This window comes from Methylorubrum salsuginis, from assembly GCF_900114375.1.
Lineage (GTDB): Bacteria > Pseudomonadota > Alphaproteobacteria > Rhizobiales > Beijerinckiaceae > Methylobacterium > Methylobacterium salsuginis.
Window position 1 is genome coordinate 176,713 of record NZ_FOSV01000002.1, and the last position, 23,606, is coordinate 200,318.

A 23,606-nucleotide genomic window follows, 5' to 3' on the forward strand; every position below is an offset into this window, starting at 1 on the left:
CCGGTGCGCAACCGCAACACGGCCGCCCGGGGTGGGGCCGCTCATGGCCTCGAATGGGCCTGACTACGCCGGTCGCTCAACTAACCTGAGGTCTGCCGAGTGAATTCCGGAGCTTCAGGGGTTGCCAGCCGGTTCCGATCTCGTGATGGCTTCGAACAGCAACACGATCACCGCTCCGTCGCGCTTCGCACCCGCGAGACGCATCGGACGAAGGCGTATCCTTCGGTACTGGCCGTCCCTGCCCCGACGAGTTCGTCCCGCGCCCATGCCGATCGTTCGCATCAACGGCCACCTGCTCTATTACTGCCACGTGCCCAAGGCGGTCGGGTCCGCCGTCGAGGCCTATCTGCGGGCGCAGTTCGGGCCCCTCGCCTTCGCCGACGAGCAGTTCTACGAGCTGAGCCCGCCCGACCGCTGGACCCGCAGCTCGCCGCAGCATGTCGATGTCGAGAGCTTCGAGCGACTCTTCCCGGCGGACTTCTTCGACGACGTCTTCGCGGTGGTGCGCGATCCGCTTCCGCGCCTCGTCTCGGCCTACAAGTTCCAGAAGCTGGTCGAGGGGCTGATCCCGCCCGAGGCGAGCTTCGACGCGTGGGTGCTCGGCCTGGACCGGGCCATGATCGGGCGGCGCTTCGCCTTCGACAACCACCTGCTGCCGATGCACCGGCTGGTGCCGGAGGGCACCCGCATCTTCCGCATGGAGAGCGGCCTCGGCGCGGTGATCGATTATCTCCGTGGCCGTGCCGCCACGACCGGCGCCTTCGTCAACCGTTCATTCACTCTATCGCCGCCCCGCGCCGTTTCGGGCTTTACAAAGAACAAAACAAGAACAAAACTCGCTCCATCACCAGGGAGCGACCACATGGCCAAGCGCGGGTTCCTCACCAACCTCGTCGAGTTCACCGCCTTCGGCATGCTCTTCGGCGCGGTCGCGCTGTGGGCGGTAGCCTTGGCGCCGATTCACTAACCGTTCGCATCCGGGCGCCGTTTGTTCCCGCGCCCGGCGGGTTGCGCACAGGAAAGCGGTCCGGACGCGCGTGATCCGGTCCGGCCGCGGCTTTGCGGTCGCGAAGCGGTGGATATCCGGTTCGGTGCGATCCTTGAGTGACAGACTCGGAAGGCATTGATCGGCGATCTTGAGCAGGCTCCGAACAGGGTCCCTCATGTCGCGCACGCTGAAGGAGGTCGGCTTCGTCCACCTCCACGTCCACTCGTCCTACTCGCTGCTCGAAGGCGGCGTGAAGGTCGCCGACATCGTCAAAGCCGCCGCCGCCGACCGGCAGCCGGCGCTGGCGCTCACCGACACCAACAACCTGTTCGGCGCGCTCGAATTCTCGGAGAAGGCCGCGGGCACCGGCATCCAGCCGATCGCCGGCTTGCAGCTGACCGTCTGCTTCGAGGCGCCCGATCCGATGGCGCGGATGCCGCAGGCGGCGTGTGCCAACATCGTGCTGCTGGCCCAGGACGAGACCGGCTACGGCAACCTGCTGCGGCTGGCGAGCCGGGCCTATTTCGACGGGCCGCTGGGAGCCGCCCCCAACGTCGCGGTCTCCGCGTTGGAGGGCAATGTCGAGGGGCTGATCGGCCTGACCGGCGGCCTGACCGGTCCGCTCGACACCTGTCTCCGGTCCGGCCGAGCCGATCAGGCGGCGCGGCGCCTGGAGGCGCTGAAGGCGGCGTTCGGCGAGGAGCGGCTCTATGTCGAGGTCCAGCGCCACGGGCTCGACGACGAGCGGGCGGTCGAGCGCGAGCTCTTGCGGCTCGCCGACCGCCATGGCCTCGGGCTGGTGGCGACGAACGAGCCGTTTTTCGCCAAGCCTGACGATTACGGCGCCCACGACGCCCTGCTCGCCATCGCGGACGGTCGCCTCGTCTCCGACGAGCGCCGCCGCCGGCTGACTCCGCGCCACGCCTTCACCACCCGCGCGCAGATGCTGGAGCTGTTCCGGGATTTGCCGGACGCGCTCGCCGCCACCGTCGAGATCGCCATGCGCTGCGCCGTCCGGGCGCGCACCCGTAAACCCATCCTGCCGAACTTCTCCGTCGTGGCCGCGGGCGAGGCCGCGCCCATGGCCGAGGTGCTGGCGGAAGCCGCCGAGGCGCCGGTGCAGGAGGTGGCCGCCGACGAGCCGACCGAGCTGTGCCGTCAGGCCGAAGCGGGCCTGGAACTGCGCCTGCAACAGCACGGCACCGCGCCGGGCTTCACGGAGGACGATTACCGCAAGCGCCTGAAGTTCGAGCTCGACGTCATCGTCAAGATGAAGTTCCCGGGCTACTTCCTCATCGTCTCGGACTTCATCAAGTGGGCCAAGGACCACGACATCCCGGTGGGTCCGGGCCGCGGCTCGGGCGCGGGCTCGCTGGTGGCGTGGTCGCTCCTCATCACCGATCTCGATCCGCTGCGCTTCGGCCTGCTGTTCGAGCGCTTCCTCAACCCCGAGCGCGTCTCGATGCCGGATTTCGACATCGACTTCTGCGTGGAGGGCCGCGAGCGGGTGATCCGCTACGTGCAGCAGCGCTACGGCGAGCGGCAGGTCGGGCAGATCATCACCTTCGGTACGCTGCTGGCCCGCGGCGTGCTGCGCGACGTCGGCCGCGTGCTGGAGATGCCCTACGGGCAGGTCGACAAGCTGACCAAGCTCGTGCCGCAGAACCCGGCCAACCCGGTGACGCTGGTCCAGGCGATCGAGGGCGAGCCGAAGCTCCAGCAGGCGATCGAGGAAGAGCCGATCGTCGCCCGGCTGATGGAGATCTCGAAGAAGCTGGAGGGCCTGCACCGCCACGCCTCGACCCACGCCGCCGGCGTGGTGATCGGTGATCGCCCGCTGGAAGAGCTGGTGCCGCTCTACCGAGACCCGAAGACCGGGATGCGGGTGACCCAGTTCAACATGAAGTGGGTCGAGCAGGCCGGCCTCGTGAAGTTCGATTTCTTGGGACTTAAAACGCTTACGATGCTCAGGTGCTGCACCGACTTGCTCCTGCAGCGGGGCATCGAAGTCGATCTGGCAAAAATCCCCTTCGACGACGAGGCGACCTACAAGCCCATGGGCCGGGGCGAGACGGTCGGCGTGTTCCAGGTGGAATCCGCCGGCATGCGCAAGGCGCTCTGCGAGATGCAGGCCGACCGCTTGGAGGACATCATCGCCCTGGTGGCCCTCTACCGGCCGGGCCCGATGGCCAACATCCCGGTATATTGCGAGCGCAAGCTCGGGCGCGATGCCGGCAACGAGGCGAGCTGGTATCCGCACCCGATGCTGGAGCCGATCCTGCGGGAGACCTTCGGCATCATCGTCTACCAAGAGCAGGTGATGGAGGTCGCCAAGGTCCTGGCCGGCTACTCGCTCGGCGAGGCCGACATGCTCCGGCGCGCCATGGGCAAGAAGATCAAGGCGGAGATGGACGCCCAGCGCGACCGCTTCGTGAAGGGCTGCGAGGCGAGCGGCATCGCCCAAGCCAAGGCCAACGAGATCTTCGACCTCTTGGCCAAGTTCGCCGATTACGGCTTCAACAAGTCCCACGCGGCGGCCTACGCGCTGGTGACCTATCATACGGCCTATCTGAAGGCGAACCATCCGGTCGAGTTCCTGGCCGCGGCCATGACGCTCGACATCGACAACACCGACAAGCTCGCCGAATTCCGCCAGGACGCGCAGCGCCTCAAGATCACCGTCGAGCCGCCGTCCGTGAATACCTCCGGCGTCGTGTTCGACGTGAAGGAGGGTCGCATCCTCTACGCGCTCGCCGCCATCAAGGGCGTCGGCCGTTCAGCGGTCGAGTCCATCGTGGCTGCGCGCGGCGACAAGCCGTTCAAGGATCTGGCCTGCTTCGCCCGGCGCCTCAACCCGCGCCACGTCAACAAGCGCACGCTGGAGAACCTGATCGCGGCCGGTGCGCTCGATTGCATCGAGCCGGACCGGGCCCGCGCCTGGGCCGCCGTCGAGCCGATGATGAAGATGGCGCAAGGGGCGGCCGAGGCCGAGACTTCGGGCATCGTCGACATGTTCGGCGGCGTCGCCTCGGCCGACGTGTCCTTGCGCATCCCGCCGCACGAGTTCTGGACGCTCACCGACAAGCTGAAGCGCGAATGCGACGCCATCGGCTTCTTCCTCTCGGGCCATCCGCTCGACGAGTACGGTCAGATCCTCGAGAAGCTCAGGGTGCAGTCCTGGGCGGATTTCGGCCGGGCGGTGCGGGCGGGCTCGGCCAATGTGGGCCGGGTCGCGGCCTCGGTGCTCGACCGTTCGGAGCGGCGCACCAAGAGCGGCAACAAGCTCGGCATCGTCACGCTCTCGGACCAGACCGGCCATTTCGAGGCGATCATCTTCTCCGAGGGGCTCAACCAGTACCGCGACATCCTCGAACCCGGCCGCCCGCTGGTGCTGACGTTGCAGGCCAACCTCGAAGGCGAGGACGTGCGCGCCCGCATCACCACCGCCGAGCCGCTGGATCAGGCCGCCGCCCGCCACCAGAAGGGCATGCGCATCTACCTGCGCGACGACCGCCCGATCGGCTCGGTGCACAAGCAGCTGTCGCTGCGCGGCGAGGGCGAGGTCTCGCTGATCCTGATCCTCGACGGCGGTGACCGCGAGGTCGAGGTCAAGCTGCCGGGCCGCTATCAGGCGACCCCGCAGGTCGCGGGCGCGCTCCGGGCCGTGCCGGGCGTGGTCCAAGTGGAGATGAACTGAAATTCCGGGTTCCCAAAGGACCAAGTCCTTTGGCGGGGTCTCGGGGCAGAGCCCCGAGGTTGGCTTCGCCGACCAGGGCTTTGCCCTGGACCCACGAAAGGACTCGTCCTTTCGAAACCTGGGACTCAGGCCGCTTGGCGCTCGTCCTCGACCAGTTCGTCGGCGGGGCCGAAGAACTCGAAGCGGATGCGCTCGGCCGGGACGCCCCGGCGGTGCAGGCCGTTCACCAGGGACGCCAGGAACGGCTTGGGGCCGCACAGGTAGTAGGTCGCCGCTGGCGGCACCGTCTGCACCAGCCAGTCGGCGGTGATGAGGCCCTGCGCGTCGTAGTGTTCACCCAGCCGGTCGCTGGCCTCGGGGGCGGCGTAGACTGTGTGGAGGTGCCGGTTGTCCGATCCGGCGACCAGCCCCCGGACATGCTGGCGCATCGCGTGGACCCGGCCGTTCAGGGCGCCGTGGACGAACCACGTCTCCCGCTCCGGCGTCTCGGCGACGAGGGTCTCCAGCATGCTCACCATCGGGGTCAGCCCGACGCCGCCGCTGACGAGCACGACCGGCGCCAGAGTCCCCCGGTCGAGGAAGAAATCGCCCGCGGGCGGGGCCACTTTCAACACCGTGCCGGGCCCGGCTTGCCGGTGCAGCCAATGCGAGACGATGCCCGCCGGCGTGCCCGGCCGTTCCTCGCGCTTGACGGTGATGCGGTAGGCGCGGTCGTTCGGCGCGCAGGAGATCGAGTAGTTCCGCTTCAGCACGCCGTGGCCGGGCAACTCGAACAGGAAGCCGAGATACTGGCCGGGTTCGTGGCGGGCGATGGGGCCGCCGTCGGCCGGGACCAGCACGAAGGAGCGGATCGTCTCGCTCTCGTCCGTGACGCTCTCGACCCTGAGGTCGCGCCAGCCGTTCCAGCCGCCGGGCCGCGCCGCGAGATCGCGGTAGATCGCCGCCTCGCGGCCGATCAGCAACTCGGCCAGGAACCAATAGGCCTCGCCCCAGGCGGCGCAGATCTCCGGCGTCGCCGCCGCGCCGAGCACGTCGCCGATGGCGCCCAGCAGCGCGTCGGCCACGTGCGGATAATGCTCGGGCAGGATGTTGAGCGCCACATGCTTCTGGGCGATGCGCTCGACCGCGCCGCCGAGGACCCCGAGGTTGTCGATGTTGCGCGCATAGGCCAGGACGGCCTGGGCGAGCGCCTTGGGCTGCGAGCCCGTCTCACCGTGATGCGACTGGTTGAAGAGATCGCGCATCTCCGCGTTCTCGAACAACCGCTCGTACATGCGGCGGGTGATGGCGAGGCCGTGCGCCTCGAGGGCGGGAACGGTGGCCTTGATGAGGGCGATGGTGGGAGCGGATAGCGGAGTCGGCATGGGCTGCTCTCAAAGATGCATATCGCATGAACCTTTTACGGCCGCGCTGGAAAAGGTGCAACGAAAATCCACCTTATCGGCGGAAAGAGAGTGTTCATGCGTCTGACCCGCTACACCGACTACGCCCTGCGCACCCTGATCTATGTCGGCCTGCACGAGCCCCGGCAGAGCTCCATCGCCGAGATCGCCCGCGCCTACGGCATCTCCGAGAGCCACCTGACCAAGGTGGTGCATCAACTCGGTCGCCTCGGGCTGATCCGCACCATTCGGGGGCGGGGCGGGGGCTTGCGGCTGGCCCAGCCGGCGGCGGAGATCGTCGTCGGCGCCGTGGTGCGCCAGACCGAGGACGACCTCGCCCTGGTCGAGTGCTTTGCCGGGGGCGCCTGCGCGATCACGCCCGCCTGCCGCCTGCGCCGGGCGCTGGGCGAGGCGCTCGCCGCCTTCCTCGCGGTGCTCGACGGCTACACCCTGGCCGACCTGCTCGGCGGCGCGGAGCGCCGGGAGATGGCCGCCCTGCTCGGGCTTCCGGAGCCGGCGCCGGAGGCGCTCGACGTTTAAGGGTTCCGAAAGGCTGCTGCCGGAGCGTGGCGGAAAACCGCGATTCGGCCTTACGGGCGCCACAGCTCAGTGATCCTCCGGTGCCCGGTTCTCGGCAAACCAGCGTATGACGGCCTCGACTTCGGCGCGAAGCGATGGCCCTCCCGCGATGGAGCGGCCGAGCTTTCGAAATTGGCCGCGGCGCTCAAGAGGGCGCCGCCTGGAGGATTGACGGTGATGACCAGACGCGGGTTCAGGATGCTCGTGGCGGCCGGGCTGACGGCTCTCGCCGGCGGGGCGCAGGCCGCGCAATGCGGCAACACCGCCGCCGGGTTCGAGGCCTGGAAGGATCAGTTCGCCGCCGAGGCCCGCGGCCGGGCGAGCGCGGCGAGCCTGCAGGCGCTCCAGGGCACCACCTATTCCACGGCGACGATCTCGGCCGACCGCGGCCAGAAGAGCTTCAAGCTCTCCCTCGACCAGTTCCTGGCCAAGCGCGGCGGCAACACCATCGTCTCGCGCGGGCGCGCCCTCAAGGCGCAGAACGCGGCGCTCTTCGCCTCCATCGAGCAGCGCTACGGCGTGCCCGCCGGCCCGCTGATCGCGATCTGGGGCATGGAGACCGGCTTCGGCGCCGTGAAGGGCAACGTCAACACGCTCTCGGCGGTGGCGACGCTGGCCTACGATTGCCGCCGCTCGGAGTTCTTCACCGACCAGCTCTACGCCGCGCTCAAGCTGGTGGATGCCGGCGTCATCACCCCGGCGACCCGCGGCGCCGCCCACGGCGAGGTCGGCCACACCCAGTTCCTGCCCAAGAACGTCCTGACCTACGGCGTCGGCGGCAGCCTCGACAGCGCCCCCGTCGCCCTGAACTCGACGGCGAACTTCCTCAAGGGCCACGGCTGGCAGCGCGGCGCGGGCTACCAGCCCGGCGAGCCGAACTTCGCGGCGATCCAGGGCTGGAACGCGGCCGGCGTCTACCAGCGCGCCATCGCGCTGCTCGGTGCCAAGATCGACGGCCAGTGAGCTAACGCGGCGGGCCGTCCGCGGCCCGCCGTTCCAGCCGCTCGGCGACGAGGTTCTGCAAGTTCCAAAGGTGCCGGTCGCGGATGCCGAGATCGGCGCAGGCCTTCGCGGTGCGAAACAGATACTCGGCGCTCGGGCCGAGATGGCCGCAGGCCGTCGCGATCAGGTCGGCCAGTGCCTCGTCCGACAGGCGGCCCGTGTAGCGCTCGCTCCTCCGGTTCGCCACGAAGGTGAGCGCCGGCAGCGGGCCCTGATCGGTCGCGACGCTGACCCAGCGGGCCTCGTAGCCCTTGCCCTTCATCTCGCGGCGCCAGACCGGCATCAGCGTCGCGTGCGGGTCCGCGTCGTCGAGCCGGAACGCGACGCCCCGGCACAGGCCGCCGCGCTCCAGCGCCAGCACGAGCCCCGGCCGCTCCGGCGTGCCGCGGAACCGGTGCTGCAACAGGCAGAACCGCCGGTGCCAGCCCCGCACCGTGCCGACGCGTTTTTCCGTAAACGCGAATTCCGGGCTCCACAGCAGCGAGCCGTAGGCGAACACCCACAACCCGCCCTCGGGTGAGAGGCGGCGGCCCAGCATCGCGGCGAGATCGGGCGCCATGTCCTCGTCGGTGAGGAGGGCCAGCGCCGACGGATCGTCCGCGATCTTCTGGGGGTGGGCGCGGGCGATGAGGTCGAGGGAGAGGGAAGGCATCGGCCCACAGCGGACCATTCCGGGACGCGCGGCGCAACCCGCGGCGGCTCAAGGCCGCCATGAGCTGGCTCATGGAAGGCCGCTGCATTGCCCTCCCCCCTCTGCGGGGGAGGGTGGCCCCCGAAGGGGGTCGGGTGAGGGGAGCGACGGTGCCGCTTGGCCGCTATTGCAGGTGAAATCTCTGGAAGCGTCGCTCCCCTCTCCCGCCCTGCATCCGCAGGGCACCCTCCCCCGCAGAGGGGGGAGGGTTCAGGCCGGCGCGCTTGCCGTATCCAACTCCGGGAACGGTTCGCTGCGATGCCCCTCGCACACATCCTCCTCGTCCCGCAGCACGCTGAGCGCGCCGTTGTCGTCGCGGACCACGATCTTGGGCCGTTCTGGCTTCCCGAAAGTCCGCCCGAACATCCGCGTCTTGACGCAGTAGAGCCGCCGCCCGCCATCCTCGAACGGGCCGGCGATCCGGCTGTGTTCGCGCCGCACCGGCAGCAGCGAAACCGAGCCGAACTCGACCTGCCCCAGGGCCAGGGCGGCGATGCGCTCGCGCAGCGTGCCGGCGGGCGCACCGGGCGAAGGCGGCGGGGCGGCGGTGGTGCAGGCGCCGAGCCACACGGCCAGCCAAGTCGCGAGCCCTGCCGCGCCCCACACCCCGCCGCCGCTGCGCATCGCCGAATCTCCTAGATGGGCCGAAGCGTAGCCGTTTCGAGCAGGGCGCGAAACAGTCCTGGCGGTGCAATCGTTCCGCCGTCGTTCCAGGTCGCGAAGCGAACCCGGCATGATGGCGCGAGCCATCCCACGGGGTGAAAAAAACCCCTATCTTCCCCCCATGCAATGGATCGACGAGGGCCTCGTGCTGGGCCTGCGCAGGCACGGCGAGACGTCGGTCGTGCTCGAGCTGATGACGCCGGAGCGCGGGCGCCATCTCGGCCTCGTCCATGGCGGGCGCTCGCGGCGGATGCAGCCGGTGCTCCAGCCGGGCAACCTCGTGCGCGCGACGTGGCGGGCGCGGCTCGACGGGGCGCTCGGCGCCTACACTGTCGAGCCGCTGCGCTCGGAGGCCTCGCGGCTGATGGGCTCGGGGCTGGCGCTCTACGGGATCGGCCATCTCTGCGCGCTGCTGCGGCTGCTGCCGGAGCGCGATCCCCATCCCGATCTCTACGAGGCCGCCCGCATCCTGATCGAGCACCTCGATTCCCCCGAGATCGCCCCGGCCCTGATGGTGCGGTTCGAACTCGCGGTGCTGGCCGGCCTCGGCTTCGGGCTCGACCTCGCGCACTGCGCGGCCACAGGCGCCAACGACGCCCTGATCTACGTCTCCCCGAAGAGCGGGCGCGCGGTCAGCGCCTCGGCGGGCGAGCCGTACCGCGACCGGCTGCTGGCGCTCCCGCCCTTCCTGCGCGACCGCGACCAGCCCGGCAGCGGCTGGCGCACGCCGGATGCCCACGACGTTCGGGAGGGGTTTACCTTGACGGGGTATTTCCTCGATCAGCACGTCTGGCGCCCCCGCGCGCTGGCGCCGCCGGAGGAGCGGGCACGATTCGTCGCACACGGCACTGGCCAGGGGTGACGACGTTCGTGCTATGTTCCTTCGATTCCCTTTGAACCGCGACGCGCCCGGCGAAAGCCCGCCGCCGTCGCGGGGCCTGACGACGACGCGTCGTCCGGCCCGGTTTGTCTTGGAGTGAACGATGGGCCAGCCCGTCCTGCCGCCGCCGGGCGACGGCATCGAGAGCGTCGAGCTGAAGACGGCGCTGGAAGAGCGCTACTACGCCTACGCGCTCTCTACGATCATGCAGCGCGCGCTGCCCGATGCCCGCGACGGCCTCAAGCCCGTGCATCGGCGCATCCTGCACGGCATGAACCTGCTGCGGCTCAACCCCACGGCGGCTTTTAAAAAGTGCGCAAAAATCGTTGGCGACGTGATGGGCGACTTCCATCCCCACGGCGACCAGGCGATCTACGATGCGCTGGTGCGCCTCAGCCAGGACTTCGCCCAGCGCTATCCGCTGGTCGACGGCCAGGGCAATTTCGGCAATATCGACGGCGACGGCCCCGCCGCCTACCGCTACACCGAGGCGCGCCTCACCGAGGTCGCCCGCCTGCTGCTCGACGGGATCGACGAGGAGACGGTCGATTTCCGGCCCTCCTACAACGGCGAGAAGGACGAGCCCGTCGTCCTGCCCGCGGCCTTCCCGAATCTGCTCGCCAACGGCTCGCAGGGCATCGCGGTCGGCATGGCGACCTCGATCCCGCCGCACAACGCGGCCGAGCTCTGCGACGCGGCGCTCTACCTGATCCAGAACCGCGAGGCGTCCTCGGAGCAGCTCTGCACCTTCGTCCAGGGGCCGGACTTCCCCACCGGCGGCATCCTGATCGACACGCCGGAGACCATCCGCGAGGCCTACCGCACCGGCCGCGGCGGTTTCCGCGTCCGCGCCCGATGGGCCAAGGAGGATCTGGGCCGGGGCACGTGGAACATCGTCGTCACCGAGATTCCCTACGGCGTGCCGAAGGCCCGGCTGATCGAGAAGCTGGCCGACCTCCTCCAGGAGAAGAAGCTGCCGCTCCTCGCCGACGTGCGCGACGAATCGGCCGAGGATGTCCGCGTCGTGCTGGAGCCGCGCTCGCGCTCGGTCGATCCGGTGATGCTGATGGAATCTTTGTTCCGGCTCTCGGAGCTGGAGGCGCGGGTTCCGCTCAACCTCAACGTGCTCGTCGGCGGCGTCGTCCCCCGCGTCATCGGGCTCGCCGAGTGCCTGCGCGAATGGGTCGATCACCGCCGCGTCGTGCTGCAGCGCCGCTCGACCTACCGCCTCGGCCAGATCGACCGGCGCCTCGAAATCCTGGGCGGCCTGCTCATCGTCTATCTCGATCTCGACGAGGTGATCCGTATCATCCGCGAGGAGGACGAGCCGAAGGCGGCGCTGATGGCCCGGTTCGAACTCACCGAGGTCCAGGCCAACGCCATCCTGGACACACGCCTGCGTTCGCTCCGTAAGCTCGAAGAGATGGAGCTGAAGCGCGAGTTCGACGCGCTGACCGCCGAGAAGGCCGGCATCGAGGCGCTGCTCGGCTCCGAGAAACTGCAATGGACCGAGATCACCAAGCAGATCCGCGCGGTGAAGAAGACGTTTGGGCCGGACACCAAGCTGGGCAAGCGCCGCACCACCCTCGAAAACCCGCCGGACACCGCCGGCATCGATTTCACCGCCGCCATGGTCGAGCGCGAGCCGATCACCGTGATCCTGTCCGAGAAGGGCTGGATTCGCGCGCTGAAGGGCCACGTCGCCGACCTGTCGGGCGTCGCCTTCAAGGGCGACGACACGCTCAAGGTGTCGTTCCTCAGCGAGACGACGCAAAAGCTCCTGCTGCTGGCCTCGAACGGCAAGGTCTTCACTATCGAGGCCTCGAAGCTGCCCGGCGGGCGCGGCTTCGGCGATCCGGTGCGGCTGATGGTCGATCTCGACGACGGCACCGAGATCGTCGCCGCGCTCCCCTACAAGCCGGACAGCAAGCTGCTGCTCGCCTCGTCCGACGGGCGCGGCTTCATCGCCCCCTCCGACGCGCTGGTGGCCAACACCCGCAAGGGCAAGGCGATCCTCGGCCTCGACGAGGGCGCGAGCGCGGTCCTGCTGGTGCCGGCGGAGGGCGACCACGTCGCGGTCTGCTCCTCGGACAAGCTGATGCTGGTCTTCCCGGCCTCGGAACTGACCGAGCTCGCCCGCGGCAAGGGCGTGCGCCTGCAACGCTGCCGCATGAGCCGGCTCACCGATGCCTGCGTGTTCGGGCTCGGCGAGGGCCTGCCCTGGCGCGACGGCTCGGGCCAAGCCAAGCTCGCCAACGCCGCCATGCTGGAGAAATGGATCGGCCACCGCGCCGAGGCCGGACAGCTGATGAGCCGGAGCTTTCCGAAGTTCGAGCGGTTCGGGAAGTAGTCGTCGCCGGCTGCTAACCCTCGGTGTCGAGCCCGTCCGGCCGATCGACATCGAAGCCGGTCGCGGCGTCGCCCGGGACTTCCAGCACGTCGGCCCGCCGATTGAGGATCGGGCCGGCGCCGCGGTCGCCGGAGAGCGCGTTCAGATCGTCCTTCAGCAAGTTCAAATCGAGTAGAACCGGGTTGCCGCGGCGGTGATCTCGAACCGGGACCACGGCACTCGGCCTCGGATCGGCGCTCCGGTAGGCCGCGATCAGCCCGTCGAGATGGGCCGCGCCGATCCGCGGCATGTCGCCGAGCAGCACCAGGGCGGCGTCGGTTTCCGGCGGCAGGGCGGTGAGCCCGGCCTTCAGCGAGGTCGAGAGCCCGGCCGCGAAATCGGGGTTTTGGACCAGGGTCAGATCGAGCCCGGACAGCGCGGCCCGCACCGCTTCGGCATGGGCGCCCAGCACAACCACCACCGGCCGCGCCATGGAGGCGAGCGCGGCCTCCGCGGCGTGGCGCACCATCGCTTTGCCGGCAAATTCAGCCAGCATCTTCGGCTGAGGCCCGAACCGGGTTCCGAGCCCGGCGGCGAGGATCACCGCCGCGATGCCCGCTTCAGGCATCCTCGCCGGCCCTCGGCTGGCCGCGTTGAGAAATCTCGCTGAGCAGCCCGCCCACCCCCATCCGCACGATGTCGGCCCGGGTCACGGGGAGCCCCGCGAGCAGCCGGTGCAGCACGAAATCGAAGCCGTTCTCCTTCGGCGAACGGGCGCAGCCCGGCGCGCCGATGACCGGTATCGGGCCGAGGCGCCCCAGCAGCAGTAGGTTGCCCGGATCGACCGGCATGCCGAACTGCTCGACCCGGCCCCCCGCCGCCTCCAGCCCCGCCGGGATGACGTCCCGCCGGTCGGCGATGGCCGAGGCGCCGAACACCACGGCCAGTTCGCATCCCTCCGCCGCCATGCGGGCGAGCGCGTCGGCGACCGCGCGGCCGGTATGCGGGACGCGGGTCTCGGCGACGATCCCGGCGCCGGCCGGTGCGAGCCGATCCGCCAGCACCCGCAGGGTCTTGGCCACGGTCGCGGGCTTGAGGCCGGGCAGCAGCGTCGAGACCACGCCGACCCGCGTCAGGCGATAGGGCGCGAGCCGCAGCGGCGGCTGCGGCGCGGCGGCGAGCGCCCGCTCCAGGCTGGCGCCGGCCACCGCGTAGGGGATGATCTTGATCGTCGCGACCATCTCCCCCGCCGCCACCGGGCGGAAGGCCGGCAGGGTCGCGACCGTGATCGCCTCGTCCACGAGGTTGACGGCGTCGATGCCGGCGGGATCGACCCGCAGGACGCCCGCCGCCGCCGCCACGAGATTGCAGCGGCCGGTGAACGCTCGCTCGGGCGCCAAGCCCTCGCCCGCCAGATGCAGCGCCAGCCGCGCGGCGGCCTCGTCCTCGCCGACATCGCCCGGATCGAGCCGCACGGCGATAATCTCACCGTGGCCGGCTTCGGCGAGAGCCCGCGCTTCCTCCGCCGGGATCGGCCGTCCCTTGCGCAGGGTGGCGCCCTCCGCCCGCACGGTATGGGCCGCGATCAGGCCCGCGCTGTCGCGCGTGGCGACGGGTCCGAAGCGCATGGATCAGGCTCCCGCCCGCGCGGCGATCCGCGCGCGCCGCAGGGTCGCGACGACCTGGGCCAGGATGGCGAGCGCGATCTCGGCTGGCGAGACGGCACCGATATCGAGCCCGATCGGGGCGTGGATGCGGGCGATGTCCTCCTCGTCGAAGCCGGCCTGCCGAAGCCGCTCGACCCGGCGCGCATGGGTCTTGCGCGAGCCGAGCGCGCCGACATAGGCGCACTCGGCCTTCAGCGCCGCGATCAGCGCCGGATCGTCGATCTTGGGATCGTGGGTGAGCGCCAGGAGCGCGGTGTAGGCGTCGAGGCCGAGCGTCTCCAGGGCCGCGTCGGGCCACTCGGCGACGAGCCGCACGTTCGGAAACCGCTCCGGCGTGGCGAAGGCGGTGCGCGGGTCGATCACGGTGAGGTCGAGGCCGAGCTGGCCCGCCATCGGGGCGAGCGCCTGGGTGATGTGGACCGCGCCGACCGCGACGAGCCGCACGGGCGGGGCGTGGACGGCGACGAAGAGCGGGCGGGCGTCCGCATCCGCGATCAGGCCGCTGCGCCCGCTGGCGAGTTTTTCGCGCAGGACGGACGCCAGCGGGTCGGCGTCGATCTCGGTGCCCCGCACGAGGCGCTGGCGGCCGTCGGACGGATCGGTGACGACGAGGGCCGGGCGGCGGGCGGCACGCTCGGCATTGAGGGCGGTCAGCGTGTCGAGGCGCATCGTTCCCTCAATCGACCCGTTCGACGAAGACGCGGATGCGCCCGCCGCAGGAGAGCCCGGCCCGCCACGCGGTCTCGTCGGCCACGCCGAATTCCAGGGTGCGGGGCCGCCCGTCGCCGATCACGTCGAGGGCCTCGGTGATGACCTCGCCCTCGACGCAGCCGCCGGAGACCGAGCCGAGGAAGCGGCCGCCTTCGTCGATCAGAAGGTGGCTGCCGACCGGGCGCGGGGCCGAACCCCAGGTCTCGATCACGGTGGCGAGCGCCACGATGCGTCCCTCGCGCCGCCAGGCCTCGGCGGCGCGCAGGATGTCGTCCTCGGTGGAAAGCATGGTGGTGTCCCGGATCGGCGGAATCGCTCGCCCCCCGGCGTCCCGTATCCCAGAGGTAGGCGCCCGCGCTGGTTCCGCAATGCGGCCGAAGCCGCCGCTTGCGCGGGAGACGGCGGGCTTTATCAAGGATGCCTCGCCATTCGGAAGGAGAGGCCGCTGTGAGGGGACGGATCGCGCGCTCGGCCCTCGCCCTGCTGGCCCTCGGCGGCGTCGCGCAGGCCGCCGAGCCCCTGCGGATCGGGCTCGCCCTGCCGCTCTCCGGGGCGGATGCCGGCTTCGGCCAGGGGGCCCGGCTCGGGGCCGAGCAGGCCGTGGCCGAGATCAACCGCGCGGGCGGCGTTCTCGGCCAGAAGATCCAGCTCGTGGTGCAGGACGATGCCGGCGACCCCAAACAGGCGGTGGCCGCAGCGCGCAAGCTCGCGAGTGGCGGCGTGCGCTTCGTCGTCGGCCACCTCCATTCGGGGGCGGCGGCCGCGGCGAGCCCGGTCTACGAAGAGGCCGGCATCGTCGCGGTCACGCCCGGCGCGACCTGGGCGCCGCTGACCCGCCGGGGCGCCGGCCTGCTGTTCCGCCTCGCGGGCAGCGACGCGCAGCAGGGCGCGATCGGCGGCACGCTCCTGGCGCAACGCTTCCGCGACCGGCCGGTGGCCATCGTCCACGACAAGACCAGCTTCGGCCGCGCGCTTGCCGACGAGGCCGCCCGCGCGCTCAAGGCCGGGGGCGGCCGCGAGCGGCTGTTCGAGGGCGTCTCCCGCGACGACCGCGAGGTGGCGGGCCTCGTCGCCAAGCTCCGGGCCCTCGGGATCGAGGCGGTCTATTTCGGGGGCCTCCAGGCGCCCGCCGCCCTGCTGGTCAAGGCGATGCGCGAGGCGGGCCTGACCACGCAGCTGATCGGCAGCGACGGGCTCCTCGACAAGGAGTTTCCGGTGACCGCCGGGGCGGCGGCGGAAGGGACCCTGATGACGCTGGCGCCCAGCCCGCCGCGGCTGCCGGATGTCCGCGGCGCCGCCCGTGCGCCGCGCACGCCCGAAGCCGAGATGTTCGCCGCGCCCGCCTACGCGGCGTTCGAGGCGATCCGCCAGGGGGCCGAGGGCGCGCGCTCGACCGACCCGGCCAGGGTCGCGGCCCATCTCCATGGCGGGGCGCCCCTGCGCACGCTTCTCGGTGAGATCGCGTTCGACGCCCGCGGCGACCTCGCCCGGCCGCCCTTCGCGGTGGCGACGTGGCGCAAGCTCGCCGACGGCCGGATCGACTACGCGGGCACCGAGACCCCGCCGTAGACCGCAAGATCGGCCGATCCAGAGCTTTCCCTTGACGATAAGCCCGCGTGCGGCGCCGCATATTCTTGCGCAAATCCCCTCCGGCGCTTAAGTCGCGGGGCTGGTGCCCTTCGCGAAACGCCCGCCGTCTCGGCTCGTCCCGGGGCGATGGCTCGGCCGATCGGGAGTTTCGCGAGCGGCACCTGACGCCCGGCCCGCGCCTCGCGCACCCCGAGTTCGGACGACTCGGCGGATCGGACCCGCAGGCCAGAGCGTTCTGCACGATGCATTTTTCAGATTGGCCGGTGCGCCCCGTGCAGGCGGCCCGGCCGGAGACCCGTGTATGGCAAAAGAAGAACTGATGCAGTTCGACGGCTTGGTCGTCGAGATCCTGCCGGATGCGCGCTACCGCGTGCAGCTCGACCAAGGCCACGAAATCGTGGCCTACACCGCCGGCAAGATGAAGAAGAACCGCATCAAGACCCTGGCCGGCGACCGCGTCACCGTCGAGATGTCGCCCTACGATCTGGAGAAGGGCCGTCTGGTGTTCCGCCACAAGGACGAGCGCGGCCCGACCGGCCCCCGCCCGCCCCAGCGCGGCGGCCAGCAGTTCCGTCGTCGCTGACGCGACGGCTCGCTTCGGTTCTCACGGCGCGGCCGGCCTCAACGGTCGGACGCGGACGCGGCGGGCTTGCGCTTCGCCTCCGCCCGGCAGCGGTCGGAGCAGTAGCGCACCTCGTCCCAGACGCGTTCCCACTTCTTGCGCCACGCGAACGGCCTTCCGCATTGGGCGCAGATTTTCTGCGGGAGATCGCCCTTCCGGCGCATGGGGGGCATGGCTTCAAGTTTCTCCCGATTCCGTGCGTCGAGTAACGATCGTCTCGCCGTCCATGGGGTCTCCGGTGGTTCGCCGATCCCTGGCGAGGGTGCCTGACAACGCGCTCGCGCTCCTTCCGCACCCGGATCGGACCGCCCTCGCGCACGATCGCATCGGCTCCGCCTCGCCGTGACGGCGCAGGGTCGCCGGACTCGTCGTTGCGAGCGTCGGCGCAATCCTGTCTTCTGCCGGAGCGTGGCGCGCAGGCCCGCGGCACTTTGGACTTTTTCCAAATCCGGTCGTCCTCCCTGTCGTCGATGGGCTAGAAAACCGTCCCGTCGGCGTCGGCGATCACGGCGCCCTTCCCGGAGACCCCACCGTTGAACGCGATGAAGCATAGCCGCACCGCGGCGCTCGGCCTCGCCGTCCTCCTCGCGGCGCCCGCGGCGCACGCACAGGACCCCGGCACCCCCGAGCAGATCGTCGACACCATGAACAAGCTCTGGGGCAAGCACCCGGGCTTCCGCGCCAACCATGCCAAGGGCATCGTGCTGGAGGGCAGCTTCACCCCGGCGCCGGGTGCGGCCAAGCTCAGCAAGGCCGCCCTCTTCGCCGGCCCGGCGATCCCGGTCACGGTGCGATTCTCCGATGCCACCGGCCTGCCGACGCTGCCCGATGGGGTGAAGGATGCGCGGCCCTACGGCCTGTCGGCGAAGTTCAAGCTCGCCGACGGCACGGAGGTCGACACGGTGCTCAACACCCTGCCGACCTTCCCCGTGGCGACCGGCGAGGCGTTCCGCGATCTCCTCGTGGCGGTGTCGCAATCGGGGCCGGACGTGCCCTCGCCGAAGCCGATCGACACATTCATCGCCGCGCATCCGAGCGTGCCCGCGGCGCTCGGCGGTCTGACGACGCCGAAGAGCTACGCGACGCAGGCCTATAACGGCGTCAACGCGTTCGTCTTCGTCGATGGGGCGGGCAAGCGGCAGGCGTTCCGCTGGCGGGTCGAGCCGGTGGCCGGCACCGATGTCTTCGGCGGCGACGAGGCGGCCCAGCAACCGCCGAACTTCCTGCGGGACGAGATCGTCGCGCGGGTGGGTCAGGCGCCGGTGGCGTTCCGCTTCCTGGCCCAGCTCGCCGAGCCGGGCGATCCGACCAACGACGCGACCAAGCCCTGGCCGAAGGAGCGCAAGATGGTCGAGATGGGCACGCTGACGCTCACCAAGGCGGTGCCGGACAGCGCCGCGGCCGAGAAGGCGCTCTTGTTCATGCCCAACAACCTCACCGACGGCCTGGAGGTCTCGGACGACCCGCTGATCGATACCCGCGTCCAGTCCTACGCGGTGTCCTTCGGCCGGCGGCAGTAAGAGTGCCTCACAAAACTCCCGTTCACGGCCGGTCCTCTCTCCAGGCGCGACGGCGCCGCGGGAGTTTTGTGAGAGACACTAAGCCCCGCTTCCCCGCGACGCCCGCCCACCTCCGGTATCCCCTCCGGGGTCGATGGTGCGGCGGGCGTTTCGTGAGACGCGGCAAGGGGAGGGGGCCGCCGGCCCGAGGCCGGCTGCATGGCGGGCGGCCGCGAAGTCCTACCCCTCCGCGAACGCACCCCGATAGGCGAACAATCCCGGCACCCCACCGGTCATCACGAACAGCACCGCCGCCCCCGCCGGATATCCGCCCGCGCGCACGTCGTGCAGCAGCCCGGCGAACGCCTTGCCGCTATAGACCGGATCGAGCAGCAATCCTTCGGTGCGCGCCATCAGCCGCACGGCCTCGCGCATGCCCTCCGTCGGAAGGCCGTAGCCCGGGCCGCGATGGGCGCCGTCGATCCGGATGCCGTCCTCGGGGAAGGTCAGGGCCGGATCGAGCAGCGCCACGGTGTCGCGCGCCCGCTCGAAGGTCGCGGCCTGCGCGGCCTCCTGCGGCGCGAGCACGGTGTAGGAGAGAACGAGCCGCGGATCGCGACCGAGGGCAAGAAGCCCGGCGGCGAGGCCGGCATGGGTGCCCGCGCTGCCGTTCGGGACGACGACGCGGGCGAAGTCGAGCCCGAGAAAGGCCGATTGCTCGGCGATCTCGGCGGCGCAGGCCACGTAGCCGAGGCAGCCCAGCGGGCTCGACCCGCCGGAGGGGAAGACGAAGACGCGCCGCCCCTCCCGGCGCAGGACCTGCGCCCGTGCCTCCGCTTCGGCCAGCGAATCGGCCTCGCCCGGCAGGAGATGGACGCGGGCGCCGAACAGTTCGTGCAGCAGGCGGTTGCCGTTGCCGGTGTAGTCGGCATCCTCGCGCGGGACGCTGCGGGTGAGGAACAGCTCGCAGGCGAGGCCGAGGCGGGCGGCGGCCGCGGCGGTGAGGCGGGCGTGGTTCGATTGCAGGGCGCCGACGGTGATGACCGTGTCGGCCCGCTCGGCCAGGGCTTGGCCGAGCAGGAACTCGAGCTTGCGCAGCTTGTTGCCGCCCCCGCCGACCGGGCCGACATCGTCGCGCTTCACGAACAGGCGCACGCCGTTCAGCTCGGACCCGAGATGAGTCGAGAGCCGGTCGAGGGAGCGGATCGGGGTCGGGCCGTCGGTCAACGCCGCGCGGGGAAAGCGGGTGAGGTCCAAAGCGGCCTACTCCGCGGCGACCTTCGGGCCGGGATCGCGGGCCCGCGCGCTCTCGTCGAAGGCGTCGGTGAATTGCAGGCTCGCGAGCTGGGCGTAGAGGCGGCCTTCCGCCAGCAGGCTCTCGTGCGTCCCCTCCTCGACGATGCGGCCGCCATCGAACACGAGGATGCGGTTCGCGGCCCGGATCGTCGCCAGCCGATGGGCGATGACCAGCGTCGTGCGCCCCTGCATCAGCCGGTCGAGGGCGGTCTGCACCGCGCGCTCGCTCTCGGCGTCGAGGGCCGAGGTCGCCTCGTCGAGGAGCAGCACGGGAGCGTCCTTGAGGATCGCGCGGGCGATGGCGACGCGCTGGCGCTGGCCGCCCGACAGCGTGGTGCCGCGCTCGCCCAGCAGCGTCGCGTAGCCCTGCGGCAGGGCGCGGATGAACCCGTCCGCATTCGCGAGGCGCGCCGCCTCCTCGACCTGCGCGTCGGTGGCGTCCGGTCGCCCGTAGCGGATGTTCTCCGAGACCGTGCCGGAAAAGACCACCGGGTCCTGCGGCACCAGGGAGAGGCGGGCGCGCAGCTGATCGAGATCGGCCTGGGGCAGGCTCACGCCGTCGAGGCGCACCGCGCCCTCGTCCGGATCGTAGAAGCGCAGCAGCAATTGCAGCACCGTGGTCTTGCCCGCCCCCGAGGGGCCGACCAGCGCCACCCGCTCGCCCGGCGCCACCGCGAAGGAGACGCCGTCGAGGGCCGCATGTTCGGGCCGGGTCGGGTAGCGGAAGCGCACGGCCTCGAAACTGAGCGCGCCGCGAGCCGGGCTCGGCAGGGCCACCGGATTCGCCGGGGATTGGATCACCGGCTCGGTGGCCAAGATCTCGCCGAGCCGCTCGGCGGCGCCCGCCGCCTGGGCGAGCTCGCCGTAGACTTCCGAGAGCTGGCCGAGCGCGCTCGCGCCGAACACCGCGTAGAGCACGAATTGCGAGAGCTGGCCGGCGGTGGTCGTGCCCGCGAGCACGCCCTTGGCGCCGTACCACATCACGCCGACGACCGAGGCCGAGATCAGGAAGATCGCCACGCCGGTCAGCAGGGCGCGGGCCGTGATCGAGGCCCGTGCCGCCCCGTAGGCGTTCTCGGACGCCGCGGCGAAGCGCTCGGCGGTGGTGCGGCCCATGCCGAAGGCCTGCATCGTGCGGATCGCGCCCACGGCCTCCGCGGCGTAGGCCGAGGCGTCGGCGAGACGGTCCTGTGCCGCCCGCGAGCGGCGACGCACGCCGCGGCCCGAGACGATCAGCGGGAAGACGATGAGGGGAATCGCCGCCAGCACGAGGATCGACAGGCCGGGGCTCGTCCACACCATCATCACGACGGCGCCGACGAACAGGAACAGGTTGCGCAACAGGATCGAGATCGAGACGCCGAACACCGCCTTGACCTGGGTCGCGTCCGCCGTGAGCCGCGAGACGATCTCGCCGGATTGCGACTTGTCGAAGAAGGTCGGGTCGAGGCTCGTCAGCCGTGCGAACACGGCCGAGCGCAGGTCGGCGACCACGCGCTCGCCCAGAGTCACGACGGAATAGTAGCGGCCCGCGCTCGACACCGCGAGCACCGCGACGACGCCGAGCAACGCCACGAAGTAGGAGTTGATGAAGGCCTGCCCCTCCGGCGAGAAGCCGTGATCGATCACCCGCCGGATTGCCACCGGCACCACCAGCGTGGCGCCGGATGCGGCGATCAGCGAGATCAGCGCCGCCAGGATGCGGCCGCGGTAGCGGGCGGCGAACGGGACAAGGGGCCTCAGCGCGCCGAGCGGCGCCTTCCCCCGATTGGTCGCGTCCGCGGCTCCGGACATCCCCTCACGCGCGCGGGCCATCGTTCCTCGTCATCGTTTCTTCGTCTTCATGTCCTGGCGCCCTCGCATACCGCGACGGCTCCGATTGTTCTCGCTCGAGCGCCGGCGCCGCTTTGCGGGGCGCTCTTCGCGCCCGGTGAAACGGAACGATCCGTCGGATCGTCACCCGGCGTGTCCTGCCGTCTCTTGTCCGGCCCCGGACGCTGAGGTATAGGCGCGCCCTCAACCGAATGCGCGCGATCTTTTGCCCTAGGCCGGTTTCACGGCGGCGTGGCCGGTCGGGTTGCTACCTCAGGAATGCGTCATGGCAAAGAATGCGGCCGATAAGGCCAAGGGGACCGAGCACCCCGACTACCACTTCATCAAGGTCGTGATGACCGACGGCACCGAGTACCGGACCCGCTCCACCTACGGCAAGGAAGGCGACGTCCTCAACCTCGACATCGATCCGACGACGCACCCGGCCTGGACCGGCGGCGAGCAGAAGATGCTCGATCGCGGCGGCCGCGTGTCGCGCTTCAACACCCGCTTCGCCGGCCTCGGCTTCGCCAAGAAGTGATTCTCTCGCAGTCGGGCCCAGGCCCGATTCGCTGAAACGGCGCCGCTTGCGGCGCCGTTTTCGTTTGTGATCGACGCAAGAAGCCGCCCGACGTGCGTCGCGTCGAGCGATGGCCCCGGATGGGGCGTCGAGGATCGGGCCTACCGGGCGCCGAACGCCGCCTGCAGGCGGCCGACCTGGGCCATCACCGGGCTCTCCATGGGCATCGGCGCCGGGCGATCCTCGCTGATGAGCTGGTCGAGATGCAGGATGCGGGCGTGCAGCCGGCGCGAACGGGTCACGAGATCCTGCAGCCGCAGCGGCAGCGCGGAAAAGGTCCCGCCCGCTTCGGGGAGCGCCCGCTCCGGCTCGTTGAGCTTGACCCGGGTCTTCTCTTCCTGCGCCTGCATCAGGGTCAGCTCGCCCTCGGACACCGCCCGCTGCACCAGGAGCCAGGACGCGATCTGCATCAGGCGCGTCGTCAGCCGCATGCTCTCGCTGGCATAGGCGAGGGTCGCGTCGCGGGAAATCAGGCGCGATTCGGCTCGTCCCTCGCCATCGAGATAGGCCGCCGTCTCCTCGACCAGCAGCATCCCCTCGCGGAACAGGGTCCGGAAGCCTTCCGACGCCACGTAGGACTCGCCGAAGCTCACCCAATGGCGCTCGTCCCGGAACGTCACGTCGAACTCGGTCATCCTGCCTCCTGTGCCGCTTTGCGCTCGGGTCGTCCCGGAACGGGACGGGTTCGGTGCGGCTGCGGCTATGGTGGCAAGTGTAGCGCCGATCGCGGCCCGGGAGGGGCTTCACGATCTTTTAAGGTTAATGGTGCCGGAGCGGAGCGCGGGGCGGACGCACCCGTGTGGCGGCGAAAAAAAAGCCGCTCCGAGGAGCGGCTTGTCGCGAGTCTACAGGGAGGCATCAAACAGAGTGGACAGAAGACCCACTCAGGATCCAGACAATCTGGATGTGTCCCTTCGTACCTTGGAAAGGTTAACGCGCGGTTAAGCCGCTCCGATGCCCCACGTCGGGATCACCGCTCGCGGGCCGCATGCAGGAGGAGCGGCCGTATGGCCGGGCGCGAGGAGCGCGCCGCGCAGTGGGCCTCGGCCCTGCCGAGGCGTCTCAGACCGAGCGGCACTGAACCGGACCGATGGTCCGGTTCCGTGCGTCCGGCGGACGCCCGCCGCCCCGCCGTCGCGAGGGAAATCGGCGATGCGTCGGGATCGTCGCCGATGGGTGTAACGCCGATTGGTATAACGGAGCGAAAAGCCAGAGCCGCGGATGCGGCTGCCGGCGCCTGAGGCCAACCAATGATCCGTGCTTGCGCGGATCATTGACTTGAGACCTCCCCTCCGCCATAAGCCGCGCCATTGCGAAGCGGCGCCCCGTCCGGGCGCCCTTCGCGTTTGCAGATCCCATTTCGAGGCTCGAGGCCGGTTCGCGCGCTGATAAAGTGCCGCCGGGCCGTCCCCTCGGCCGCCGGAGACCCGCCATGAAGAGAACCTACCAGCCCAGCAAGCTCGTCCGGAAGCGCCGTCACGGCTTCCGCGCCCGCATGGCGACCGCCGGCGGCCGCAAGGTCATCGCCGCCCGCCGCGCGCACGGCCGCAAGCGCCTGTCCGCCTGATCGCGAACATCGGCGCCGCCCCGATCGGTGGTGCCGCATCGCCGTCCCGTC

22 protein-coding genes are annotated in these 23,606 nt (G+C 70.6%); 11 read left to right on the plus strand and 11 right to left on the minus strand.

The window, feature by feature from the left end:
- Positions 1-265: 265 nt before the first annotated feature.
- Both BM140_RS03550 and dnaE read left to right on the plus strand, forming a co-directional pair.
- A complete protein-coding gene (locus tag BM140_RS03550; protein WP_165616384.1) occupies positions 266-967 on the plus strand; it encodes a sulfotransferase family 2 domain-containing protein in 702 nt (233 codons plus the stop codon).
- Between the two features lie 196 nt (positions 968-1,163).
- On the plus strand, positions 1,164-4,685 hold the full coding sequence (gene dnaE / locus BM140_RS03555; RefSeq protein ID WP_091942051.1) for a DNA polymerase III subunit alpha: 3,522 nt from the start codon (positions 1,164-1,166) through the stop codon (positions 4,683-4,685).
- 125 nt (positions 4,686-4,810) lie between these two features.
- On the opposite strand, the gene hmpA is transcribed toward dnaE, so the two are convergent.
- Entirely contained in the window at positions 4,811-6,049 is a 1,239-nt protein-coding gene (gene hmpA / locus BM140_RS03560; protein ID WP_091942053.1) for an NO-inducible flavohemoprotein, read from the minus strand.
- Positions 6,050-6,145: 96 nt separating this feature from the next.
- Here hmpA and BM140_RS03565 point away from each other — a divergent pair, with 96 nt between their 5' ends.
- Positions 6,146-6,607, plus strand: coding sequence for an Rrf2 family transcriptional regulator (locus tag BM140_RS03565; RefSeq protein ID WP_091942055.1), 462 nt, complete (start codon positions 6,146-6,148; stop codon positions 6,605-6,607).
- 216 nt (positions 6,608-6,823) lie between these two features.
- The gene (locus BM140_RS03570; RefSeq protein ID WP_091942057.1) at positions 6,824-7,609 is read left to right on the plus strand and encodes a lytic murein transglycosylase; all 786 of its coding nucleotides are present in this window, start codon (positions 6,824-6,826) and stop codon (positions 7,607-7,609) included.
- A 1-nt stretch (position 7,610) separates the two neighbouring features.
- Here BM140_RS03570 and BM140_RS03575 read toward each other — a convergent pair whose 3' ends face one another.
- Both BM140_RS03575 and BM140_RS03585 read right to left on the minus strand, forming a co-directional pair.
- Positions 7,611-8,300 carry a gamma-glutamylcyclotransferase gene (locus tag BM140_RS03575; RefSeq protein ID WP_244535269.1) on the minus strand — a complete coding sequence of 230 codons (690 nt, stop codon included), beginning with the start codon at positions 8,298-8,300 and terminating at the stop codon, positions 7,611-7,613.
- A 249-nt stretch (positions 8,301-8,549) separates the two neighbouring features.
- The gene (locus tag BM140_RS03585; protein ID WP_091942061.1) at positions 8,550-8,963 is read right to left on the minus strand and encodes a hypothetical protein; all 414 of its coding nucleotides are present in this window, start codon (positions 8,961-8,963) and stop codon (positions 8,550-8,552) included.
- Positions 8,964-9,123: 160 nt separating this feature from the next.
- Here BM140_RS03585 and recO point away from each other — a divergent pair, with 160 nt between their 5' ends.
- Both recO and parC read left to right on the plus strand, forming a co-directional pair.
- Positions 9,124-9,864, plus strand: coding sequence for a DNA repair protein RecO (gene recO / locus BM140_RS03590; RefSeq protein WP_091942063.1), 741 nt, complete (start codon positions 9,124-9,126; stop codon positions 9,862-9,864).
- Positions 9,865-9,985: 121 nt separating this feature from the next.
- A complete protein-coding gene (gene parC / locus BM140_RS03595; protein WP_091942065.1) occupies positions 9,986-12,232 on the plus strand; it encodes a DNA topoisomerase IV subunit A in 2,247 nt (748 codons plus the stop codon).
- 13 nt (positions 12,233-12,245) lie between these two features.
- Here parC and BM140_RS03600 read toward each other — a convergent pair whose 3' ends face one another.
- Genes BM140_RS03600 through BM140_RS03615 form a run of 4 tightly spaced genes read right to left on the minus strand, consistent with a single transcriptional unit; the run spans position 12,246 to position 14,878 of the window.
- Positions 12,246-12,839: a nucleotidyltransferase family protein gene (locus BM140_RS03600; RefSeq protein ID WP_091942067.1), complete on the minus strand. Its 594-nt coding sequence runs from the start codon at positions 12,837-12,839 to the stop codon at positions 12,246-12,248.
- Positions 12,832-13,839 carry a molybdopterin-binding protein gene (locus BM140_RS03605; protein WP_091942069.1) on the minus strand — a complete coding sequence of 336 codons (1,008 nt, stop codon included), beginning with the start codon at positions 13,837-13,839 and terminating at the stop codon, positions 12,832-12,834. Before BM140_RS03605 ends, BM140_RS03600 begins: the two co-directional genes overlap by 8 nt.
- 3 nt (positions 13,840-13,842) lie before the next feature.
- The gene (locus BM140_RS03610; RefSeq protein ID WP_091942071.1) at positions 13,843-14,547 is read right to left on the minus strand and encodes an XdhC family protein; all 705 of its coding nucleotides are present in this window, start codon (positions 14,545-14,547) and stop codon (positions 13,843-13,845) included.
- Between the two features lie 7 nt (positions 14,548-14,554).
- Positions 14,555-14,878, minus strand: coding sequence for an XdhC family protein (locus BM140_RS03615; protein ID WP_091942073.1), 324 nt, complete (start codon positions 14,876-14,878; stop codon positions 14,555-14,557).
- Positions 14,879-15,006: 128 nt separating this feature from the next.
- On the opposite strand from BM140_RS03615, the gene BM140_RS03620 reads away from it, so the two are divergent.
- Both BM140_RS03620 and infA read left to right on the plus strand, forming a co-directional pair.
- Positions 15,007-16,158 (plus strand): branched-chain amino acid ABC transporter substrate-binding protein, encoded by a 1,152-nt coding sequence (locus BM140_RS03620; RefSeq protein WP_091942075.1) that lies wholly within the window; start codon positions 15,007-15,009, stop codon positions 16,156-16,158.
- A gap of 322 nt (positions 16,159-16,480) precedes the next feature.
- Positions 16,481-16,762, plus strand: a complete 282-nt coding sequence (gene infA / locus BM140_RS03625) for a translation initiation factor IF-1 (RefSeq protein ID WP_056239380.1) — start codon at positions 16,481-16,483, stop codon at positions 16,760-16,762.
- 38 nt (positions 16,763-16,800) lie between these two features.
- Here infA and BM140_RS03630 read toward each other — a convergent pair whose 3' ends face one another.
- Positions 16,801-16,974, minus strand: coding sequence for a DUF2256 domain-containing protein (locus tag BM140_RS03630; RefSeq protein WP_207549424.1), 174 nt, complete (start codon positions 16,972-16,974; stop codon positions 16,801-16,803).
- 360 nt (positions 16,975-17,334) lie between these two features.
- On the opposite strand from BM140_RS03630, the gene BM140_RS03635 reads away from it, so the two are divergent.
- A complete protein-coding gene (locus tag BM140_RS03635) occupies positions 17,335-18,321 on the plus strand; it encodes a catalase family peroxidase (protein WP_425287039.1) in 987 nt (328 codons plus the stop codon).
- 219 nt (positions 18,322-18,540) lie between these two features.
- Here BM140_RS03635 and BM140_RS03640 read toward each other — a convergent pair whose 3' ends face one another.
- Positions 18,541-19,557 (minus strand): D-cysteine desulfhydrase family protein, encoded by a 1,017-nt coding sequence (locus BM140_RS03640; protein WP_091942079.1) that lies wholly within the window; start codon positions 19,555-19,557, stop codon positions 18,541-18,543.
- 6 nt (positions 19,558-19,563) lie between these two features.
- Entirely contained in the window at positions 19,564-21,411 is a 1,848-nt protein-coding gene (locus BM140_RS03645) for an ABC transporter transmembrane domain-containing protein (protein ID WP_091942081.1), read from the minus strand.
- A gap of 283 nt (positions 21,412-21,694) precedes the next feature.
- Here BM140_RS03645 and rpmE point away from each other — a divergent pair, with 283 nt between their 5' ends.
- Positions 21,695-21,949, plus strand: a complete 255-nt coding sequence (gene rpmE, locus BM140_RS03650) for a 50S ribosomal protein L31 (protein ID WP_091942084.1) — start codon at positions 21,695-21,697, stop codon at positions 21,947-21,949.
- A gap of 140 nt (positions 21,950-22,089) precedes the next feature.
- Here the strand turns inward: rpmE and rcdA are convergent, their stop codons facing one another.
- The gene (rcdA, locus tag BM140_RS03655; protein WP_091942086.1) at positions 22,090-22,623 is read right to left on the minus strand and encodes a protease adaptor protein RcdA; all 534 of its coding nucleotides are present in this window, start codon (positions 22,621-22,623) and stop codon (positions 22,090-22,092) included.
- A 797-nt stretch (positions 22,624-23,420) separates the two neighbouring features.
- Here rcdA and rpmH point away from each other — a divergent pair.
- Positions 23,421-23,555 (plus strand): 50S ribosomal protein L34, encoded by a 135-nt coding sequence (rpmH, locus tag BM140_RS03660; protein ID WP_012253788.1) that lies wholly within the window; start codon positions 23,421-23,423, stop codon positions 23,553-23,555.
- Positions 23,556-23,606 lie beyond the last annotated feature (51 nt).

Coding starts and splice junctions, on each gene's coding strand:
- hmpA (WP_091942053.1), bottom strand. CDS start 6,049: ATGCCGACTCCGCTATCCGCTCCCACCATCGCCCTCATCAAGGCCACC.
- BM140_RS03570 (WP_091942057.1), top strand. CDS start 6,824: ATGACCAGACGCGGGTTCAGGATGCTCGTGGCGGCCGGGCTGACGGCT.
- BM140_RS03585 (WP_091942061.1), bottom strand. CDS start 8,963: ATGCGCAGCGGCGGCGGGGTGTGGGGCGCGGCAGGGCTCGCGACTTGG.
- BM140_RS03645 (WP_091942081.1), bottom strand. CDS start 21,411: ATGGCCCGCGCGCGTGAGGGGATGTCCGGAGCCGCGGACGCGACCAAT.
- BM140_RS03615 (WP_091942073.1), bottom strand. CDS start 14,878: ATGCTTTCCACCGAGGACGACATCCTGCGCGCCGCCGAGGCCTGGCGG.
- BM140_RS03600 (WP_091942067.1), bottom strand. CDS start 12,839: ATGCCTGAAGCGGGCATCGCGGCGGTGATCCTCGCCGCCGGGCTCGGA.
- BM140_RS03575 (WP_244535269.1), bottom strand. CDS start 8,300: ATGCCTTCCCTCTCCCTCGACCTCATCGCCCGCGCCCACCCCCAGAAG.
- BM140_RS03550 (WP_165616384.1), top strand. CDS start 266: ATGCCGATCGTTCGCATCAACGGCCACCTGCTCTATTACTGCCACGTG.
- parC (WP_091942065.1), top strand. CDS start 9,986: ATGGGCCAGCCCGTCCTGCCGCCGCCGGGCGACGGCATCGAGAGCGTC.
- BM140_RS03605 (WP_091942069.1), bottom strand. CDS start 13,839: ATGCGCTTCGGACCCGTCGCCACGCGCGACAGCGCGGGCCTGATCGCG.
- infA (WP_056239380.1), top strand. CDS start 16,481: ATGGCAAAAGAAGAACTGATGCAGTTCGACGGCTTGGTCGTCGAGATC.
- BM140_RS03620 (WP_091942075.1), top strand. CDS start 15,007: ATGCCTCGCCATTCGGAAGGAGAGGCCGCTGTGAGGGGACGGATCGCG.
- BM140_RS03565 (WP_091942055.1), top strand. CDS start 6,146: ATGCGTCTGACCCGCTACACCGACTACGCCCTGCGCACCCTGATCTAT.
- rpmE (WP_091942084.1), top strand. CDS start 21,695: ATGGCAAAGAATGCGGCCGATAAGGCCAAGGGGACCGAGCACCCCGAC.
- rpmH (WP_012253788.1), top strand. CDS start 23,421: ATGAAGAGAACCTACCAGCCCAGCAAGCTCGTCCGGAAGCGCCGTCAC.
- BM140_RS03630 (WP_207549424.1), bottom strand. CDS start 16,974: ATGCCCCCCATGCGCCGGAAGGGCGATCTCCCGCAGAAAATCTGCGCC.
- recO (WP_091942063.1), top strand. CDS start 9,124: ATGCAATGGATCGACGAGGGCCTCGTGCTGGGCCTGCGCAGGCACGGC.
- rcdA (WP_091942086.1), bottom strand. CDS start 22,623: ATGACCGAGTTCGACGTGACGTTCCGGGACGAGCGCCATTGGGTGAGC.
- BM140_RS03610 (WP_091942071.1), bottom strand. CDS start 14,547: ATGCGCCTCGACACGCTGACCGCCCTCAATGCCGAGCGTGCCGCCCGC.
- dnaE (WP_091942051.1), top strand. CDS start 1,164: ATGTCGCGCACGCTGAAGGAGGTCGGCTTCGTCCACCTCCACGTCCAC.